The 19,445-nt window shown below is 37.9% G+C and carries 21 protein-coding genes and 1 pseudogene; 13 read left to right on the forward strand and 9 right to left on the reverse strand.

The genetic code is table 11. The features are described from left to right. Nucleotides 1–100: 100 nt before the first annotated feature. The 3 genes from ACSLUO_RS01645 to ACSLUO_RS01655 form a co-directional block, all read right to left on the reverse strand. Nucleotides 101–292, reverse strand: a complete 192-nt coding sequence (locus tag ACSLUO_RS01645) for a hypothetical protein (protein WP_448245594.1) — start codon at nt 290–292, stop codon at nt 101–103. Between the two features lie 149 nt (nt 293–441). Continuing rightward, nucleotides 442–1,554, reverse strand: a complete 1,113-nt coding sequence (locus tag ACSLUO_RS01650; RefSeq protein ID WP_448245595.1) for an anhydro-N-acetylmuramic acid kinase — start codon at nt 1,552–1,554, stop codon at nt 442–444. After that, complete coding sequence (locus ACSLUO_RS01655) at nt 1,544–2,962, reverse strand: peptidoglycan DD-metalloendopeptidase family protein (RefSeq protein WP_448245597.1); 1,419 nt, start codon at nt 2,960–2,962, stop codon at nt 1,544–1,546. The genes ACSLUO_RS01650 and ACSLUO_RS01655 overlap by 11 nt, the downstream gene beginning before the upstream one ends. A gap of 137 nt (nt 2,963–3,099) precedes the next feature. Between ACSLUO_RS01655 and tyrS the strand changes: the two genes are divergently transcribed. The 4 genes from tyrS (at nt 3,100) to ACSLUO_RS01675 (ending at nt 5,873) form a co-directional block, all read left to right on the forward strand. Then, nucleotides 3,100–4,299 (forward strand): tyrosine--tRNA ligase, encoded by a 1,200-nt coding sequence (gene tyrS / locus ACSLUO_RS01660; RefSeq protein ID WP_448245598.1) that lies wholly within the window; start codon nt 3,100–3,102, stop codon nt 4,297–4,299. A 159-nt stretch (nt 4,300–4,458) separates the two neighbouring features. Further along, on the forward strand, nt 4,459–5,082 hold the full coding sequence (locus tag ACSLUO_RS01665; protein ID WP_448245600.1) for a DUF4136 domain-containing protein: 624 nt from the start codon (nt 4,459–4,461) through the stop codon (nt 5,080–5,082). A gap of 3 nt (nt 5,083–5,085) precedes the next feature. Continuing rightward, entirely contained in the window at nt 5,086–5,502 is a 417-nt protein-coding gene (locus ACSLUO_RS01670) for a hypothetical protein (RefSeq protein ID WP_448245602.1), read from the forward strand. 50 nt (nt 5,503–5,552) lie between these two features. Further along, nucleotides 5,553–5,873 carry a ribonuclease E inhibitor RraB gene (locus ACSLUO_RS01675; RefSeq protein ID WP_448245603.1) on the forward strand — a complete coding sequence of 107 codons (321 nt, stop codon included), beginning with the start codon at nt 5,553–5,555 and terminating at the stop codon, nt 5,871–5,873. Nucleotides 5,874–5,888: 15 nt separating this feature from the next. On the opposite strand, the gene ACSLUO_RS01680 is transcribed toward ACSLUO_RS01675, so the two are convergent. The 3 genes from ACSLUO_RS01680 to ACSLUO_RS01690 form a co-directional block, all read right to left on the reverse strand. Next, nucleotides 5,889–6,869, reverse strand: a complete 981-nt coding sequence (locus ACSLUO_RS01680) for a cobalamin biosynthesis protein (RefSeq protein WP_448245605.1) — start codon at nt 6,867–6,869, stop codon at nt 5,889–5,891. Between the two features lie 4 nt (nt 6,870–6,873). Next, on the reverse strand, nt 6,874–7,584 hold the full coding sequence (gene mtnN / locus ACSLUO_RS01685; protein WP_448245607.1) for a 5'-methylthioadenosine/S-adenosylhomocysteine nucleosidase: 711 nt from the start codon (nt 7,582–7,584) through the stop codon (nt 6,874–6,876). A gap of 143 nt (nt 7,585–7,727) precedes the next feature. Continuing rightward, the gene (locus tag ACSLUO_RS01690) at nt 7,728–8,390 is read right to left on the reverse strand and encodes a DUF2726 domain-containing protein (RefSeq protein WP_448245609.1); all 663 of its coding nucleotides are present in this window, start codon (nt 8,388–8,390) and stop codon (nt 7,728–7,730) included. A gap of 258 nt (nt 8,391–8,648) precedes the next feature. Here ACSLUO_RS01690 and ACSLUO_RS01695 point away from each other — a divergent pair, with 258 nt between their 5' ends. Together ACSLUO_RS01695 and ACSLUO_RS01700 are read left to right on the forward strand one after the other, a co-directional pair. Then, nucleotides 8,649–8,939 (forward strand): hypothetical protein, encoded by a 291-nt coding sequence (locus ACSLUO_RS01695; protein WP_448245610.1) that lies wholly within the window; start codon nt 8,649–8,651, stop codon nt 8,937–8,939. Nucleotides 8,940–9,083: 144 nt separating this feature from the next. Continuing rightward, nucleotides 9,084–9,638 (forward strand): CBS domain-containing protein, encoded by a 555-nt coding sequence (locus ACSLUO_RS01700; protein ID WP_448245612.1) that lies wholly within the window; start codon nt 9,084–9,086, stop codon nt 9,636–9,638. Nucleotides 9,639–9,724: 86 nt separating this feature from the next. On the opposite strand, the gene ACSLUO_RS01705 is transcribed toward ACSLUO_RS01700, so the two are convergent. Together ACSLUO_RS01705 and ACSLUO_RS01710 are read right to left on the reverse strand one after the other, a co-directional pair. Further along, a complete protein-coding gene (locus ACSLUO_RS01705) occupies nt 9,725–10,354 on the reverse strand; it encodes a dUTP diphosphatase (protein ID WP_448245614.1) in 630 nt (209 codons plus the stop codon). Between the two features lie 90 nt (nt 10,355–10,444). Next, a complete protein-coding gene (locus tag ACSLUO_RS01710; RefSeq protein ID WP_448245616.1) occupies nt 10,445–11,578 on the reverse strand; it encodes a XylR family transcriptional regulator in 1,134 nt (377 codons plus the stop codon). Between the two features lie 275 nt (nt 11,579–11,853). On the opposite strand from ACSLUO_RS01710, the gene kduI reads away from it, so the two are divergent. From kduI to ACSLUO_RS01745, 7 genes and pseudogenes are all read left to right on the forward strand, one after another. Beyond that, nucleotides 11,854–12,684: a 5-dehydro-4-deoxy-D-glucuronate isomerase gene (gene kduI / locus ACSLUO_RS01715; RefSeq protein ID WP_448245618.1), complete on the forward strand. Its 831-nt coding sequence runs from the start codon at nt 11,854–11,856 to the stop codon at nt 12,682–12,684. 98 nt (nt 12,685–12,782) lie between these two features. Next, the gene (locus ACSLUO_RS01720; protein ID WP_448245620.1) at nt 12,783–13,703 is read left to right on the forward strand and encodes a DUF4861 family protein; all 921 of its coding nucleotides are present in this window, start codon (nt 12,783–12,785) and stop codon (nt 13,701–13,703) included. Nucleotides 13,704–13,767: 64 nt separating this feature from the next. Next, nucleotides 13,768–14,538, forward strand: a complete 771-nt coding sequence (locus tag ACSLUO_RS01725) for an SDR family oxidoreductase (RefSeq protein ID WP_448245622.1) — start codon at nt 13,768–13,770, stop codon at nt 14,536–14,538. A 165-nt stretch (nt 14,539–14,703) separates the two neighbouring features. After that, entirely contained in the window at nt 14,704–15,690 is a 987-nt protein-coding gene (locus ACSLUO_RS01730; RefSeq protein ID WP_448245624.1) for a TRAP transporter substrate-binding protein, read from the forward strand. Next, complete coding sequence (locus ACSLUO_RS01735) at nt 15,690–16,199, forward strand: TRAP transporter small permease (protein WP_448245626.1); 510 nt, start codon at nt 15,690–15,692, stop codon at nt 16,197–16,199. Before ACSLUO_RS01730 ends, ACSLUO_RS01735 begins: the two co-directional genes overlap by 1 nt. Further along, nucleotides 16,199–17,497 (forward strand): TRAP transporter large permease, encoded by a 1,299-nt coding sequence (locus ACSLUO_RS01740; protein WP_448245628.1) that lies wholly within the window; start codon nt 16,199–16,201, stop codon nt 17,495–17,497. Before ACSLUO_RS01735 ends, ACSLUO_RS01740 begins: the two co-directional genes overlap by 1 nt. A gap of 97 nt (nt 17,498–17,594) precedes the next feature. Then, nucleotides 17,595–17,809: pseudogene (locus ACSLUO_RS01745) on the forward strand (type II toxin-antitoxin system ParD family antitoxin). A 209-nt stretch (nt 17,810–18,018) separates the two neighbouring features. Here ACSLUO_RS01745 and ACSLUO_RS01750 read toward each other — a convergent pair. After that, nucleotides 18,019–19,434, reverse strand: coding sequence for a glutamate synthase small subunit GltD family protein (locus ACSLUO_RS01750; RefSeq protein WP_448245629.1), 1,416 nt, complete (start codon nt 19,432–19,434; stop codon nt 18,019–18,021). Between the last annotated feature and the right edge of the window lie 11 nt (nt 19,435–19,445).

Raw genomic sequence — 19,445 nt, forward strand, 5'->3', positions numbered from 1 at the left:
GATGTTTTAAGCAATTAGCATTTTTTAGCGAGATGAAAAAAGCCCTGAATTTCAGGGCTTTTATTTATTTTGGGCAATTTTTCAGTATATAAGTAGGAAATTAATAATAGGTGTCAGCTTTATTATGGGCTTGTGGATCTTCAATGATATCGTCGAATAATACTTCAAAGCTGTTGTTATTTTTGGTGTCAGATAAATAAACGGTTTTAGTTGCGCCGTCTATCCATGTGACAGTGCCGCTGCCTTTTTTACTACCACACTTCATACCGATATGTATTTCTTTAAATTCCATTGCTGTTCCTTATTAAAATGACAAGGTGCGTATACTTAGATTATCACAAGGCTAATTAGTTCAATAATTAGCCTTGTGAATGTTTTTACACAAGACTAAATCAGTATAGGAAAGTATTCTGACAATGCCAGAAAATTAAGGCCAGAAAATTAAGGGGAAAATTGAACACCCAAAACTAAGCCTTTGCTAGCGCCTGTGGCACTTGGGATATTGCCAATTATATTGTTATCAAAGGCATAAGCAAACCAAGCAAAAGCCATTGCTTCTAAGGCATCACCATTAATATTTAGGCCTTCGGTTTTTTCAACATTAAAAGCAGGTAATAAAGTGGTTATTGCGTTAACTAGTGTGTTATTAAGTGCGCCACCACCACAAAGATAGACATTACCACCACTGGTTAATTGTTGGATATTGTCAGTAATGGTTTGTGCCGTTAGTTGTAATAAGGTTGCTTGTACATCAATAGGGGACATATTTGCTGTGAGGTATTTTTGTAGCCAAGCTAAATGGAAATATTCACGGCCTGTACTTTTTGGGGGGGCTAGTTGGAAATAAGGATCAGTTAGTAAACTCGTTAATAAAGTTTGCTGACATTTACCTTGGGCTGCCCAATGGCCATTGTCATCATAATGACCAGTGTTATCTTGTTGATACCAAGCATCCATTAATGCATTGCCTGGGCCCGTGTCAAAACCGAGTATATTTTTTTGGTTGCTGCCCGGTAAAAAACTGATATTCGCTATACCACCAATATTAACAATGCAAACATCGTCTTGCTGTACTGGGAATAACGCTTGATGAAAGGCCGGCACTAACGGAGCACCTTGGCCGCCGTAGACCATATCTTTTTTTCTAAAGTCACCAATAACTCGAATACCGGTTAAACTTGCTAAGGTTTGGTTACAACCAATTTGTACCGTAAAGCTGTGCGCTTGTTGTGGTCTATGGCGAATGGTTTGGCCATGATTACCAATAGCGATAATATCTTTAGGAGTGAGTGCTTGTTGCTGTAAAAATTGCTGAATGCAATTAGCAAATAGCTTAGCCAGAGAAATATCTAACGCATGTGCTTGTTCTATTTCATTATTACCTGGTTGATACAGTGCCGTGATAGCTTGATGTTGTGCAGGGCTATAAGCTTGAAAAAAGGAAGCAATTAAGTTGATTTTACCATCAGCAAAATCAACTAAAGCGAGATCAATGCCATCAGCGCTGGTGCCAGACATTAACCCAATATAATACGAAGCAGATTTACTCGTCATAATTTTGCATCGCTAAGTAGGTTTTTTTCGAACCATTAAGTTCGGTTAAACGCTGCTGAGCAAGTGCAGTAAACTCTTGTTTGTATTTTTTATCAATTGGCTTGGCGTCAGGTAATTTGACGGTTCTAGGGTTGCGATGCACACCATTAAGTAAAAATTCATAGTGTAAATGTGGTGCTTGCGACAAACCGGTTGAACCGACATAACCAATAACTTGGCCTTGTTTTACTCGTTGGCCTTTTTTAACTGCACGTTTTGAAAAATGCAGATATTTAGTAACAATACCGTCGCCGTGTTGAATAAAAACATAATTTCCGTTAAATCGGTTATAAGTAGAATGTGTTACACGACCATCGCCAGCGGCAACCACAGGGGTACCTGTTTTAGCACGGTAATCGGTACCGTTATGGGCTTTCCATTTTTTGCTGATCGGGTGGAAACGCTTGCGTGTAAAGTTAGAACTAATGTATTTAAAGTTGACCGGCGCACGTAAAAAGGCTTTACGCATACTATCACCCTCAGGTGTGTAGTATTCACCATCGGTAAAACGGATAGCTTGAAAAACATCATTTTGGTTAATAAATTCGGCAGAAATGATATCGCCTTTGCCGATGTATTCACCATCAACATATTGGTTTTCATAAACCACATGGAAAGTATCGCCTTCACGGATATCTAACGAAAAATCAATATCCCAGCCAAATACATTTGCTAAGTTAATTGCTTGAGCATCATTTAAGCCAGCTTCAATAGCGGCATTCCAAAAACTGTTTTTAATTTTTCCGTGGGCAAAAGCTTGGCGTGATTCAACTTCTTTAACTTCTTTATGGACCACATAACCTTCATCGGTGTGATCAACAAATAAGGTACTGGTTTTTGATAATGGGTACTCAATAGCAACTAATTTTCCTGCATCATCGGTACCTAAACGTAAGATATCGCCAATGTTAAGGTTTAATAATTTTTTATTATGTTCGCCTTTAGCTTTGCTGACTTCGTATGTAGTACGGGCACTAAAACCTTGGCGGTTAAAAATTTTAGCTAACGAGTCACCAGCTTTTACTTTAACTGTTTGCCACGACAAATAATCTTCTGCCTCATCATCAGTGTGAAGTTCAGTAAATGATTTTGGGATTGCTGACGTGTTTGTATCTTGTTGTTCAATTGATGATAAATCACGTGCCGTAGGCGCGGCTAAGGGAGGCGTATTTTCAGGGATCGATAAATCATAACGCTTGCCTACTTCAAAGTTAGAGTCACTAACTTGTTTGCTCGCTGATGCGTTTTCGCTAGGTAATAAAATTAACAGTAAAAAAATAATACTTAACGATGAAACAAACAACTGGTGTTGTTTAGGAAGAGTTAAATAAATATTTTTTATATTTTTCAAATTCTTAGTAGTAAACATATGCTTTTTCGATAAAGTGCCAGCCATCACTATAACAAAAATTATCAAATGAAACAGCTATAGGGTTTTCACAGACATTAAAATTGCAGTAGAATTCGCCATTAATTATAGAACGAACTTATTATTGGAGCTACTAAATGACCGATGTCAGCCAAGCATTTGCTGAATTGAAACGCGGTGCCGAAGAAATCTTGCTAGAAGATGAATTATTAGAAAAACTTAAGCAAGGTAAACCGCTAAAAATTAAAGCAGGCTTTGATCCTACAGCTCCGGATTTACATCTTGGCCATACAGTACTGATCAATAAGTTACGTCAGTTTCAACAACAAGGCCATGAAGTTATCTTTTTGATTGGTGATTTCACCGGTATGATCGGTGATCCTACCGGAAAAAATGTTACCCGTAAGCCACTAACAAAAGAAGATGTGTTAGCGAATGCTGAAACCTATAAAGAGCAAGTATTTAAAATTTTAGATCCGGCTAAAACCCGTGTTGAATTTAACTCAACTTGGATGGAAAAGTTAGGAGCCGCGGGCATGTTAAAATTAGCCTCGCGCCAAACTGTAGCACGAATGATGGAACGTGATGACTTTAAAAAGCGTTATGCTAGTGGCCAGTCAATTGCGATTCATGAATTCATGTATCCTTTAGTACAAGGTTGGGATTCTGTTGCGTTAGAGTCAGACGTTGAGTTAGGCGGTACCGATCAAAAATTCAATTTATTGATGGGGCGTGAACTACAAAAGTCTGAAGGACAACGACCACAAACGGTATTGATGATGCCACTACTTGAAGGTTTAGACGGCGTACAAAAAATGTCTAAATCGTTAAACAACTATATTGGCATTACAGATAGTCCGTCAGATATGTTTGGTAAAATCATGTCAATTTCGGATGACTTAATGTGGCGTTATTATCAATTATTAAGCTTTAAACCGCTTGAAGTGATTGAGCAATACAAAGCTGATATTGACGCAGGCACTAACCCTCGTGATATCAAAATCACCTTAGCAAAAGAGTTAATTGAGCGTTTTCATGATGAAGCCGCGGCGGAAGCAGCTCATCAAGAATTTATTAATCGTTTCCAAAAAGGCGCGATGCCTGATGAAATGCCTGAATTCACGTTAACACCTGAAGGTGGTGAAATTGCCATTGCCAACTTGTTAAAAGAAGCAGGCTTAGTTAGCAGTACGTCAGAAGCGATGCGAATGATAAAACAAGGCGCTGCTAAAATTGAAGGTGAAAAAGTGGCAGATAATAAAGTGACTATTTCAGCCGGCACAACTGCTGTTTATCAAGTAGGTAAGCGTAAATTTGCCCGTGTTACTGTGCAATAGTGGGTTGTATCCACCGTTAATCAAGAGAGCCAGCATTTGCTGGCTTTTTTATTTCTGAAGAAAACAAATTATCTTTTTTGAAAGTTGAATTTTATTGATAAGTCAGTAGTCTATGTTTAATTGAAGCCATTACATTGATAGCTTGATTTAAGGAAGCGTATGTTGTTTATTCGATTGTATTTAATTTTAAGTGTTGTTTTATTGTCAGCTTGTGCTTCAGACCAAGCCATTATTCGTCATCAAGCGAATGTCGATTTTAGCGAAATTAAAAGCTATTCCATTTTTAAAAGAGCGTCTAAGTTTACCGAGCAGCAAAATATTAACGATACCTTACGTAATAGTATTGAGTTAGCAATTGAAAAAGAATTTGATAAACAAGGCTTTGTTTATCGTGAACCAGAACAAGCCGATGTGATGGTAGCTTATGTATTAACCGGTATTGAAGTGATTAAACCATTTAATACCACCGGAAAATTTACAGCTTGCCCAGCATGCCCGTCAAATGGTAGAGATAAAGAGGGGCGACAAAAACGCTCTAGAGCCAATGCTAATGGCAATCAGCAGGGCAATAAAGATCGTCAATTAGCAAAAGCGGATGCAGAGCGTAATATTGGTACTTTAGTGATTGATTTATTAGATGCTAAAACTTTTAGAACCTTATGGGAAAGTGAGTACCCACTTAATGTTAAATCTAGTGATAACAGTAGAGAAGTGCAGGAAAAAATTAAACAGGCGATTACTGAAATAATGAAAATGTACCCAACTAATCAGCCGGCCAAATAATCGATGTTACGTTGGCTATCAGCTGTTGTCATTGCGGCGGTTTTATTATTAAGTGTTTTGTTATTACTTGGCTGGTTATTACAAAATAATGAAGAACAAACAACAGAGCTGGTTGATCAATTAAAGCGAGCAGAGCAAGCTGAGCAACAGGCAGCTTATCAAGAGTTGTTGTTTGAGGCGAATAATAAACAAGCGCAGCAGCAAGCAATAATTGAAAATTTAACCTGTGTTACAGATTCACAATGTACCGTTATTGCGGCACCAGAATTGTCTAAACATTGTTTAATTGCTGTTAATAACATTGGCGCGGCTAAATTAGCGAAGTTAACAAGTGACCAAGTTGCCGAAGTGCCTTTAGACTGTTTAACGCGATTACGGCAAACAAAAGCACTGTGCCAGTTAAATCAATGTGGTTTTTAGTTTGCTAAACACTATATAATAGCGTTTTTTAAATAGGCAGCGGTGTATCTATGTACCCAAATGATGAAACAGGCAATGTTTTAGCCGATATGGCGGACGCTGGCGTTGATCTTTCAATAAAACATGATGTGGTGTTTTTTCAACTATTTGAAGAAAAAGCACAAGCTGAAGCAATGGCAGCTTACATGCGTGAAAAATTTCCTGATATTAAGTTAACCATTAAACCCGATGAAAGTCCGAATGTATGGGACTTAGATTGCACTGTTACTATGGTGCCTGATTACGATGTGATCACTGCGCAAGAATTAGAGTTTGAACGGATGTCGGCCAAATTTAACGGTTATAACGATGGTTGGGGCATTGAAGTTTAATCCTGTAGCCAACCTTTAATTGCCCAGTAAATAACTGATCACTCCAAAACCGATTAACGCTGTTGAAATAAAGATTAACAGCGTTACAATTTTCTGATTTGCATGAATAATATCACTGGCTTGTGGTTGTCGTGCTTGTTCATTAAAAGCACGGCGTCGAAGCTTTTCACCAAGCTGATTTTCATTGTTATAAATCGCAACACCGGCTAATTTAACGCCGTTAACCAAAGCAAAACAATTCAACAAAATATCGTTATTCAGTTTGAAAAAATCCGCTTTAATTAAACGCCAAAATAATATCGTTTGGCTATTTAAAGCGAGTAATAGTAAGCATAAGGTTAATATTCTGCCAGGTAACCACTGTAAAATATTAACAATAAAAGTGACCACTTTACCAAACTCGACAAAGTGCGATCGTTTCGGGTTCCAGCTGTAATGCATTTCTAATAACAAGCGATAACTAAACGCGGTTAACGGCCCCGATATTAAAAATAAAAAACTGCTAACTAACAGTTGTTGATGTACTTTTAAGATGTGCATTTCAAGAAAAGCTTTACTCAACCCCATAATAGAAAGTTGTTCGCAATCTCGCAGCACTAAAGGTTGAATGAGTTGTTTGGCTTGGTATTTATTATTCGCAACAAGTGCTTTGGCAAAGCTTTTACCCGTTCGCCCTAAATGAAAACCATCAAGGGCAAAAAATAATAATAAGCCTTGCCATAACCAAAGTACTTCAATGAAATCTTCAAATAACCAGAGCATAACAACTAAGGTCGTTAAGGTGATGGTTAAGGATAAACCACCAGCAATAATGCGCTGGTTATTACTGTTTTCAGTTTTATTTACTTTTAATGCTAATTGCTGACAATAAAAACGAAAAAACTGAAAACTGTTTAATGAAGTAAAACGGGTAATTAGCCATTTCAAAACGATCACAAAAGCTAATAACCATACTTGGTTGCTAAAAGCTGAGAGGTTTGAAAAAGCTAAATCCATTTTATTAATCTAAAGTTTTATTAGCCAGTGCATCAAGCATATTCAACACCAATTGTGATGAATTTACTGAGGCTGTTTCTAAATAGGCTTCAAATGAAGTGGGTGATTCTTTACCGGCAATATCAGACATTGAACGAATAACTACAAATGGCACGTTAAATTGATGACAGGTTTGTGCTATAGCAGCACCTTCCATTTCAACGGCGGCCATGGTTGGAAAATTTGCTCGTGCTTTAGCAATATCATCATCGGCGGTCATAAAGGTATCGCCAGTGGTGATTAAACCCACTAAGGTTTGAATGTTGGTTAATTGTTCAATTCCTGATTTGGCAGCTGCAACTAAGGTTGGATGTGGCATATATGCCGCAGGATTACCCGGTAATTGACCTATTTCATAACCAAAAGCAGTAACATTAACGTCGTGATAACGTACTTCTGAGCTGATCACTATATCGCCCACTTTCAAGCTTTGCTCAAAACCACCAGCAGAGCCAGTATTTACCACATAATCAGGCTGAAACTTATCTATCAATAGTGCTGTTGCTAATGCTGCGGCTACTTTACCAATGCCAGATTGTACAATAACCACATCTTGATTATTTAATTGCCCTTGATGAAATTCATAACCTGCAATGGTTTGTGAACTTGGGTTTTGAAGTTTTGCTTTAAGAATTGCGACTTCTGGTTCCATCGCACCAATAATGCCAGCTTTCATGTAAATACCTAAAAAATTAAAAGTGAATTGCGAGCGATTATAACCTGAATATTAAGAATAATCTTTAGCGTTATTAGGGGCTTTTGCGTAAAAAAGGGCTTAAATTAGCCCTTAATATGTAACCATAATGATGTACTAACCGTTTAATGCGGTAGTGCTGCTTGTTGCGCGTTTTTGATACGGTTCATTAAACTCGGTTGTGTTTTGGCTGCTGTAATTGCTGATGGCGCTACCACACCGGTTTCACGTACGGCTTTTGGTCGAGCTTTGACTAATGGCGCAGGAATAATGCTGCCTTTTATTTTTGGCATTGGCGCTGAATTTTTCAAGAACTTACTATGTATACAAGCGCGTATTTCATCTAGGGTATAAGTGCTTTTAACTTTGATCCTTAAGTGAGGAATTGAAGCAGCTTCTAATGCGCCACTAACAAACCAATCTTTCTTAATTTTGTAACCTTTGCCGTTACTGTCAACTAAGTCGATAGTGCCGTATAACTTCATGGTATTACGGTCACAAATAACAAAATCTAAATATTTATTATTGGCATTATTCAGTGCCGCTTGGCTAGTGCGTTGCGAGACACCATTTCTAATCGATACGATATCAGCAAGTTTGACGCGATTTAATACCCGAAAATTTGGTCCAACGGCTTGTTCAAGCAGCGTATGAAAGTTTTTTTCTGCGGCAGTAAATACGGTATTTTTTTGATCGAAAGGAAAAGGAAAGCTGTTGTCATTTAATCGGCTTGCTAAAAGCGCAACAATAACAATTAAGCTGATCATGGCAAAAAGTATAAGTTCCATAGACATCTCCAAGTACGATACACAGATTGTGAGGTACAAAAAATTGACGGTTTAGTTTTGTACTTGAATAAAGCACTTTTTATGCCATGGCGTCAGGTCATGAGGAATAATAAATGTTAATTAATTTAACCTAAACTTGGGCTAAGAAATTCAGTTATTTAGATATATTTTTTTACAAATAGCCCTGAGTAATATATTGCACTACCGTGTTATTCGTACTATAACCTAGGTATGTGCTTCGTCTTATTAAGTAAGCCAATGTCTCAATTTTTTATCACGCTTATTCTTACCTTTAGTTTATTGGGGGGTTCTTTAAATGCTGCGGCATTTGAGAATACAACATTAAGCTATAATAGCTTGTATCTAATTGACAGTGAACAAGACAATGCAGCTACTGAAATAGATGTCGACTTTTTCTGTTCAAGCACAAAATCTGACAGCTCATTTATTTATGGTAACACGTTTAAATGTGCCGCTTATCAAACACCTTATAGTAATAACCCACATAGTATTTGGGCAATTAGAGCCCCGCCATCAATTAACGCTTAATTTATCTCGTAAGTAATCGGGTATTTACTCTGTTAAATACTCTGTTTTGTATTAGATGCTTTTATTAACAATGCATGACTATTCGATTGAGCCTATTCATCGTTAATAGCATTGTTAACTAGCAAAAAATTTAGGTAGTTAATTATGAAAAATTTAGCACTATGTGATCTTGAACCAATTGATGAATTAGCATGGCCACAAGAAAGTGGCATTGATTTATCTTCACCTGCACTCACTATTTTTACTGATTTTGAACAAATCAATCCTATTGTTGTTGATGTAACAACTTCAGCTGTTGATGCCGAAGCGTTAATGATGAATGCCCATGCCAGGCTATTGGTGGTGGTTGATGATAACCATTTTTTAGGAGTTGTTAGTTTAGATGATTTAAACTTGCAAGAAATGATCAAGCGAGAAGTTAATGGTATGGCGCGGGCTAACTTAACCGTGGCTGACTTTATGCAAACACGCAATCAGTTAAAGGCGTTTTCTTTTGATGATTTGCAAAAATCTACGATAAATGATGTGGTTGAAACATTACAAAAAAGAGGGCAACAACATTGTATTGTGGTTGAACGAGATCGTCATATGATCCGTGGCATTATTTCCGCAAGTGATATTGCGAGAAAGCTCAGTGTGCCGATCAATATCAATATGAATTCAAGTTTTGTGAATATTTTTAATGCCTTGTACCATTAATTCTTAATGGTTAAGTTTATAAAATAAAAAAGCCGCTTGTTTAATTACTAAAGCAAGCGGTTTTTATGTTATTAAACTAAATAAAATTAGCTTGGGTATTTAGCTTCTAATGCTTGGTATAACTGTTGTTGAAAGTCATCAGCACTTGGGTCAAGTTCATTAACGATCTTGGCTAATACTTCGTTGTCTTCTTCACCATGCCATACTTTGATATAGCTGCCGTCTTTATAACCATGATCTTGGCGGAAGAAATTTAAGGTGTTTTTACCAACATATTGACGAAATAACTCATTTAAATCCATGTCGATTAAAGCTAAACAATCGGCAAAAGCCGTGCCTGAAAATGAGCGTTCGGTCACGGCTGCTGAGGCTAATTGTTCAAGTGCTAATTTAAAATCTGTTTGTGTTGAACGAGTAACAACTTCACTGGCTAATTGCTGGGCAATTGATTCAACAGACGCACCCGTCATTAATCGTAAGCTTAAACCAAAATGGAAAATATCGACTAATTCAAGTTGAACTTGGGCAACGTCAATTTCTTGATGCTTCCACCATTTCCAACCATGATGATCAAGCATTTCGGCACATTCCACCCAAATTGCACGATACCATTCATAATTATTGTCACGCCATGTTTCACTTACGCGTGAGTTCATAGCATCTTGCATGGATAGCATTTGAGTAATTTGCTTAATCGCTGTTGTTGAGGTTGTCATAAATTTTTATCATTAGCTTGAAAAATAGTGGGCTATAGTTTGCCTAATCTGCTGCGTGGTGACAAGCGTTAGGCACTGCATATTCCTTGTTTATTGAAACTTTTTCCGATAAGCGAGTGGAGTTATCCCCATATGTTGCCGGAAGATAAGATTAAAATATTGCGGAGTATTAAAACCACAGTCATTCGATATTTGTAAAACGGATTGCTGGCTTTCAATTAACAACTTATTTGCCGCACGTAAGCGCATATTATTGAGTTCAACATGCGTACTATGGTCAAGTTGGCTTTTAAACCTTTTATCTAATGTTCTACGAGAAACTTGGCAATATTCAGCAATTTTATCAACAGAAAATTTAGCGTTGCTGTAATGCAATTCCATATAATTTAAGGCATTTTTTACCAGTTCATCATTTACCGCTAAATAGTCAGTACTACGGCGTGTTGTGATCCCCGTTGGTAAGATCTGTTTCACCGTATTATCGACATTTTTTTTCAATATTAGTTGCTGCAATAATTGCGCACCTTCATAGCCTAAACGTTCAACATCGTGATTAATACTTGATAGTGGCACCTGAAGTGATTCGGTGATCAGGGTATTATTATCAACCCCTAAAATAGCCACTTGTTCAGGCACTTTTAAATCCGCTTTTAAGCAAGCATCTAAAACAATACTTGCATCGGGATCATTCGCAGCAAACACAGCAATAGGTAATGGCGAGGCTAATAAATGTTGTTTTAAGGTGGAAATTTTTTGCTCCCAGTCATCCCTAGTGCCACTAATACTCCAGTCTAAAATGGTTTGAGCATGTTTTTGTACTGTTTGAAAATAATGATCGCGTCGGATCCCAGGTACCTTATTGTGGGTAGTGGCATAAAAAGCAAAATGTCGGTAACCACGAGCAAGAAAATACTCACCAGCTAGTTTGCCAATACTAGAATTATCGGCTGTAACTCGATGAGCTGGAATATCATCTCGCATGATCGACAAGTCAACAATGGGCACGTTTGAGTTTAAAACAAAATCAATTAACTCTTCATTATCAGACAACATGGTGATAATGCCATCACCTTGCCAGTCTTTTGGCAGCCTACCGGTAATAGCCATTTCACAGTTTAAATGCCAATTATTCTTCGCAGCAAACTTAGCAATACTGCGGTGTATTCTGTAGTCATATCGTGATAATGCCAGCAAGATATGTGGTGAGTTTGTTAATGTTGACATAAAGCACCTAAAGTTATCTGTTTCGTTATATTGTAATTTATCTGTAGATTATTGCAATTGACGACATTTGTGCTGACTTGTAGTATGACTTGGGATTGTTTCTTTATAGATAAAGCGAAGTTGCAAGTTTGTTTATAGAACAAGCTAACAAACGAGCAGCTGAAGAACATACGAAGCGTTTTTTCGTATCAGAAAAAATTTAAATAACTCCGTTGTTATGACGATGTTGTTGTAATAATTGAGTTTGGCGTTAACAAATTGAGAAGTTAAATATTATGAAAGTTAGATATACCGTAGGTAAAAATGAATATAGCCGCATGAATACGCAAGAGTTAAGAGATGCGTTTTTATTTGATAGCTTATTCCCTGAAGATCAAATTGAATTAGTTTACTGTGAAGTAGAGCGTAGCATTCTTGGTTCAGCGGTTCCTACTTCAAAAGAATTAGTATTAACTGCGGGTGCTGAATTAGCGGCAGATTATTTTTGTCAACGCCGTGAAGTAGGTGTATTAAATATTGGTGCTGCTGGTACTGTAACTGTTGATGGTACTGAATATTCAATGGCTAACCTTGATTGTTTGTACATTAGCCGTGGTTCAGAAGAAGTTAAATTTAGCAGTGCTGATGCTGCACAACCGGCTAAATTTTATATTGTTAGCTACCCTGCACATGCTGAGTACCCAACGACTCATATTGCACAACAAGATGCTAATCCTCTGCACTTAGGTTCATTAGAAGATTCAAATGAACGTACTATTTATCAATATATTCACCCTAAAGGTGTTCAGTCGTGCCAATTAGTGATGGGTTTTACTAGCTTAAAACCAGGTAGTGTTTGGAATACGATGCCGGCACATACTCATGAGCGTAGAACTGAAGTGTATATGTATTTTGATGTACCAGAAGAAAATGCTGTTTTCCATTTTATGGGGCCACAAGAAGAAACGCGTCATATTGCGGTTCATAACCAACAAGCGATTGTTTCACCGATGTGGTCAATTCACTCAGGTTGTGGCACAAAAGCCTATAATTTCTGCTGGGCAATGGGTGGTGAAAACCAGCGTTTTGATGATATGGATCATATTGCAAAAACTGATTTACGCTAAGCAATTGCTGCGTTTTTCTTATAGTAAATAATTAATATGTTTAGCGGTTAAATAGTAAATAACCGCTAAAGTTAATAGACCAAAAGAGAGAAATTGAAATGTTGAAACTCAATCATACAATAGCCGTGCTTTGCCTAGGTTTAGGGATTCAAGCTTGTTCAGTGAATACTTCTGAGTCGAGTGACGTTGCAGTGAAATCGGCTAGTACACAAGCCACTCCTGCTACTTACGCACGTTTTGTTCCAGAGCGTAAAGATGATTTTGCTTGGGAAAATGACGTTATCGCCTTTCGTGCTTATGGCCCTGCTAACCGAGCGGGTGCTGAGAATGCCGGTATTGATTGTTGGTTAAAGCGTGTTGATTACCCAATTATTAATAAATGGTATTACCAAGCGTTAGAAGCAGAAGTAAAGCTTTCTTATCATGATGATCATGGTGAAGGTTTAGATAACTATCACGTAGGTTCTTCAGCGGGCTGTGGTGGTACGTCGTTATGGCTTAATGGTGAGCGTGTTGGTTTAGAAACGTTTACCGCATATAAAATTATTTCATCAACGCCAGAAAAAACCGTATTTGTTTTAACTTATGAAAATAACGTAGCAGGCGATCGCTATAAAGAAGAAAAGCAAATTACCATTGAATTAGGCAAGCGTTTGTTTGAAGCAAAATCAACATTTTGGAAAAACGGCGAGTTAGCGGCTAATTTGCCCATTACCCTTGGTGTAACTACGCATGATGAATTAGCTAAAGTTTCTTATGATCTGAAACAAGGTTGGTTAGCTGCATGGGAAAAATTGGGTGATAGTGAATTAGGTACAGGGGTTAAGTTAGATCCTAGCCGTATTATCTCGCAAGAAACTATTCTTAGTAATGGTGTGAAAGATAAAGGTCATGCACTATTTGTTGCTAAAACGGATGCTAATGGTCAAATTACCTACCACTCTGGTTATGGCTGGAAAAAAGCGGGCGCAATTACTAGCTTAGCGCAATGGCAACAATACTTAGCTGATTTTAAATAAACAGTAATATTTTATTTGCTGCTGATGTTTTAAGTCAGCAGCCGTTCAATTAATAGGAAAGAAAATGAGTAATTATTTAGAAACGTTTTCATTAGCAGGTAAAACTGCATTAGTTACTGGCGCAAGCCGTGGTTTAGGGCAAGCAATTGCTTTAGGTTTAGCAAAAGCAGGCGCAACGGTAATTTGTTGTGCTTCAAGAGCGGGTGGTACAGATGCTACTGAAGCTTTGATTAAAGAAGCGGGTGGTGTTGCCCATGGTTTAGCGGCTGATTTATCAGATGAAGCAGCGGTAACTAAGTTGTACCAAGATGCGGTTGCGATTAATGGCCAAATTGATGTGTTAGTTAACAACGGCGGCACAATTTCTCGCTTCCCAGCTCATGAATATCCAATGGAAGAATTCCGCAAAGTTATTGATGTTAACTTAAATGCTTTATTCCAATTAAGCCAATTAGCGGGTAAAGATATGTTAACGCGTAAAGCAGGTAAAATTATTAATATTGCTTCAATGCTTTCATACTCAGGTGGTATGACAGTACCAGCTTATACAGCAAGTAAACATGCCGTTGCTGGTATTACTAAAGCTTTAGCAAACGAGTGGGCAAATTCTAATATTCAAGTAAATGCGATAGCACCTGGTTATTTCAGAACAGATAACACACAAGCATTACAAGATAACCCAGAGCGTTGTGCAGATATTCAAAAACGTATTCCAGCTGGCGAGTGGGGCTTACCTGAGCAATTAGCGGGTACTGCGGTTTATTTAGCAAGCCAAGCAAGTGATTATGTTAATGGTCATGTACTAGCGGTTGATGGTGGCTGGTTAGCTCGATAATTTTTATTGAGTAAAGATTAAATGCCGGCTTCGTTACGATGTCGGCTTTTAAGAGGCCATCAATACATGCATCTTGATGGCTTTCTTTTAGCGCTATAGAGCGTGGTAAGTTAGTTTTTAAAGTACAGTAAAATTAAACAATAAAAATAAAGGTCGGGGGTTCATGTGAAGCGATATATATTCCTAATGTTGTATTCACTGTCTGCAGTTTTCTTATCTGCATGTGGTGAAAAAAACAGCCAAGTTGTTCTTAGGGTTGGACATACCTTAGATACGAAACACTCTGTCCACAAAGCTCTTGAACATATGGCTGAACGCCTAAATGTTTACTCTAACGGCACCATGGAAATCAAACTATACCCTAGTGGTCAGCTTGGCTCTGAACGTCAAATGGTTGAGTTATTGCAAATTGGTAGTTTAGCTATGACCAAAGTTTCGGCAGCTACCTTAGAAGGCTTTGCTGATGATATGCGAGTATTTGGTGTGCCTTATGTTTTTCAAAGTAAAGATCATTTATGGCAAGTGTTAGGTGGCGATGTTGGTAAAGAAATTTTATCATCAATTACGGCATCACATTTAGTGGGCTTAGGGTATATGGATGCCGGTAGCCGTAGCTTTTATGTTTGTGATAAGTCAGTGAATACACCGTCTGATGTTGTTGGTAAAAAAATTCGAGTAATGAACAGCCAAAACGCTGTGAAAATGGTTGGCGCATACGGTGGTGCCGCGACACCATTATCATGGGGTGAATTATATGCCGCTTTACAACAAGGGGTAGTTGATGGCGCTGAAAACAACCCACCTTCATTTCATTTATCACGTCATTATGAAGTTTGTAAGTTTTATTCCATCAATGAACACACCTCAATTCCTGACGTTGTTGTTGCCAGTAAACATATTTACGACTCGTTAACCGAGCAACAAAAAGTTTGGTTAAATCAAGCAATGGCCGATGCCGTAGTAAAACAAAAGCAATTATGGCATGCAGCAGAAGAGTTTGCGTTAAGTGAAGTTACCAAAGCTGGTGTTGTTGTAACGTACCCCGATAAAGCGCCGTTTATTGAAGCGGTTAAACCTATTCATGCACAATATAAAGGCTCAAAAATTGGTCAATATATTGAACGTATTGGTGCTATGGCAGGAGATAAATAATGCAATTTATTATTTCGACTATTGATAATCTGATCAAATCATTATTAGCACTGTTTATGTTGCTAGTTATTGCTGTGGTTTCATGGCAAGTATTCTCTCGTCATGTTCTGGCAGATCCAAGTTCAGGCTCAGGTGAAATTTCACGCTTTTTGCTTATCTGGATTGGTATGTTAGGTGCGGCTTATTGTTACCGAATGAAGTCACATTTAAGTTTGAATATTTTAACGGAAAAAATGAATGCTAAACCTAAATGGATAACGGAAATTTTTATTCATTGTATGGTGTTAATTTTTGCCTCAGTGGTAATGGCTGTTGGTGGTATTAACTTAATGTTAATGACCTTTGACCCAGTGCAATTATCACCGGTTTTAGAAGTTAAAATGGGCTACATCTACAGCGTGGTGCCTTTATCAGGTATTTTTATGAGTATTTATGCAATTAACGAAATAGCCCAGCTGATCAAAGCGGGTAAAGTTGTTGAGCAAAAGCATGATGAGGTAAATGTCTAATGGAATTAAGTGGCTTAATATTAATTTGCGTATTTTTTGGATTACTTTTCCTTAACGTACCTGTGTCGTTTTGTATTGGTTTGGCAACATTTTCTGCCATGCTTTACAGTATTGACTTTTTACCGGCGGTAACTACCTTAGCTCAACGTATGTCAGGTGGTTTAGATAGTTTCTCGTTATTAGCAATACCGTTTTTTATATTATCGGGTTTGTTGATGGGACAAGGTGGTGTTGCACGGCGGCTTATCGAATGTGCCATGGCATTAATTGGCATGTTACCAGGTGGCTTAGCGTTAGTTAACGTTTTATCTTGTACTTTATTTGGTAGTATTTCTGGTTCAGCTGTCGCGGCAACCAGTGCTATTGGTAGCTTTATGATCCCTGAAATGGAGAAAAAAGGCTACGATAAAAACTTTTCTACTGCGGTAACGGCAACAGCAGCAACTACCGGTATGATCATTCCACCGAGTAATATTTTAATTGTTTATGCTATTGCTAGTGGTGGTGTTTCGGTTTCAGCGTTATTTGTTGCGGGTTACTTACCAGGTATTTTAGTGTCATTATTTTTAATGGCTGTTTGTGCTATTTATTCAGTTAGAAAAGGCTACCCGAAAGGCCCACGTTTACCTATGGGAATTGTGGTTAGAAAAGTAGCTGATGCTATTCCAGCATTAACCCTTATTTTCATTATTATTGGTGGTATTGTTGGTGGTATTTTTACCGCGACAGAAGCAGGCGCGATAGCGGTTTTATATTCTTTACTATTATCGGTTGGTATTTACCGTGAAGTAAAAGTATCTCAATTAGCAGGTATTTTTATTAAAGCAGGTGAGATCACAGCTATTGTTATGTTGTTAATTGCTGCTTCTTCGGCGATGTCTTGGATGTTATCTTATGAAAACATACCTGAAACCATCAGTAGCGCGTTATTAACCATTAGTGAAAACCCATTAATTATTTTATTAATTATTAATTTAATATTAATTGTGGTGGGTGCTTTTATGGATATGACTCCTGCGGTACTAATTTTCACGCCAATTTTCTTACCAATTGCCGAGAGCTTAGGCATGTCGCCAATTCACTTTGGTGTTATGATGGTACTTAACCTATCAATAGGCCTTTGTTCGCCACCAGTGGGCTCTGTGCTCTTTGTAGGCTGCTCGGTTGGTAACACCACCATCGACAAAATTATTAAACCGATGTTGCCACTCTATGCTGTAATGTTCTTAGCATTATTATTGGTAACTTATATTCCAGCTATCAGTGAATTTTTACCAAAAGCGTTTGGCTTAATGTAATTTACGCTGATTGAATTTAAAAAGGGTCTATCGTGATGCGATAGACCCTTTTTTTATATCATCATTAAAACTATGTTGGTATTAACAAGGTTTTTTAATGGTTAAAAATACGAGCGTAACATTAGGCGAACATTTTGATAAATTTATAAATCGGCAACTTAATTTAGGTCGATATGGCTTGGCAAGTGAGTTTGTTCGTGTGGTTTAAGAGCATTAGAAGATCAAGAAATAAGCATGTTAAATTTACGAAATATGCCTGTTGAAGGTGAAAACAGTGGCATTGCTGATTATTCTTATGATGCTATGAATTAGGCAAAGATAATTACTAATATCGTACTTCGAATTATCAAGTAAAGCTAAAAGCTTTTGTCTGTGAGAAGGGGGAGAAACGGTAGCAATATAGGGTATTTAGAAAAGTATTATAAAGCTTATTGCCTCTTGCTAAACAGCACAAACAAAAAAGGTAAGCCAATGGCTTACCTTTTAGATAGTTAATGGGTTAATTAACCCAGTACTAAAGATTAGCTTAACACGTAATCTAAAATACCTAATGCCGCTTTACGACCTTGGTCAACAGCGGTAACTACTAAGTCAGAGCCTAATACCATGTCACCACCGGCAAACACGTTAGTATTTGAGGTTTGTAAAGCAAACTCAGTTTTTTCGCTTGCAATAACACGACCACGGCTGTCAACTTCAACACCAGCGTCTTTCATCCACTGTGGTGGGCTTGGTAAGAAACCAAACGCAATAACCACGGCATCAGCTTCCATGATGAACTCAGAACCTTCAATTGGCTCTGGGCTACGACGGCCGTTAGCATCAGCTGCACCTAATTGAGTTTTAACAAATTTAACGCCAACAGCTTGGCCTTCATCGTTAACTGCAATATCAAGTGGCTGAATGTTAAATTGGAAGTTTACACCTTCTTCTTTGGCGTTTTGTACTTCACGTGGTGAACCCGGCATGTTTGCTTCGTCACGACGGTAAGCACAAGTTACTTCGGTAGCACCTTGGCGAATAGATGAACGTACACAGTCCATCGCGGTATCACCACCACCAAGTACAACAACTTTTTTACCTTCAAAGTTAACGTAAGGTTTAACATTTTCGGTTAAGCCCATAATGTGCTGGGTGTTACCAATAAGGAAATCTAGTGCGTTATAAACACCAGGGGCTTTTTCATTGTCAAAGCCACCTTCCATGTCAGTGTAAGTACCTAAACCTAAAAATACGGCATCGTACTCGTCACTTAAGTCACTGAATTTAACATCAGTACCTACGTTGGTATTTAAACGGAACTCAATGCCCATACCTTCGAAAATTTCACGACGCTTTTGAATAACTTCTTTTTCTAACTTAAATGCTGGAATACCAAAAGTTAACAAGCCGCCAATTTGTGCATTTTTGTCAAATACAACACAGTCAACACCGTTACGGGTTAATACATCAGCTGCGGCTAAGCCAGCAGGGCCAGCACCAACAATTGCTACACGTTTACCCGTTTTAACAACGTGTGAAAGGTCAGGCTTCCAACCTTGCTCAAAGGCAGTGTCAGTGATGAATTTTTCGATGTTACCAATAGTAACAGCGCCAAACTCATCGTTTAATGTACAGGCTGATTCACATAATCTATCTTGTGGACAAACACGGCCACACATTTCAGGTAAGCTGTTAGTTTCATGACATAAATCTGCCGCTTCTAAAATTTTACCTTCAGAAACTAATTCTAACCATTGTGGAATGTAGTTATGAACTGGACATTTCCATTCACAATATGGGTTACCACAATCTAAGCAGCGGTCAGCTTGACCGGCGCTTTGCTCGTTACTTAATGGTTGATAAATTTCAACAAAATCAATTTTACGTTGTTCGATCGACTTTTTTGGTGGGTCGATACGTTCTACGTCCATAAATTGATAAACATTCTTACTCATATCTGTTTCTT

Source organism: Thalassotalea agariperforans, from assembly GCF_053470345.1.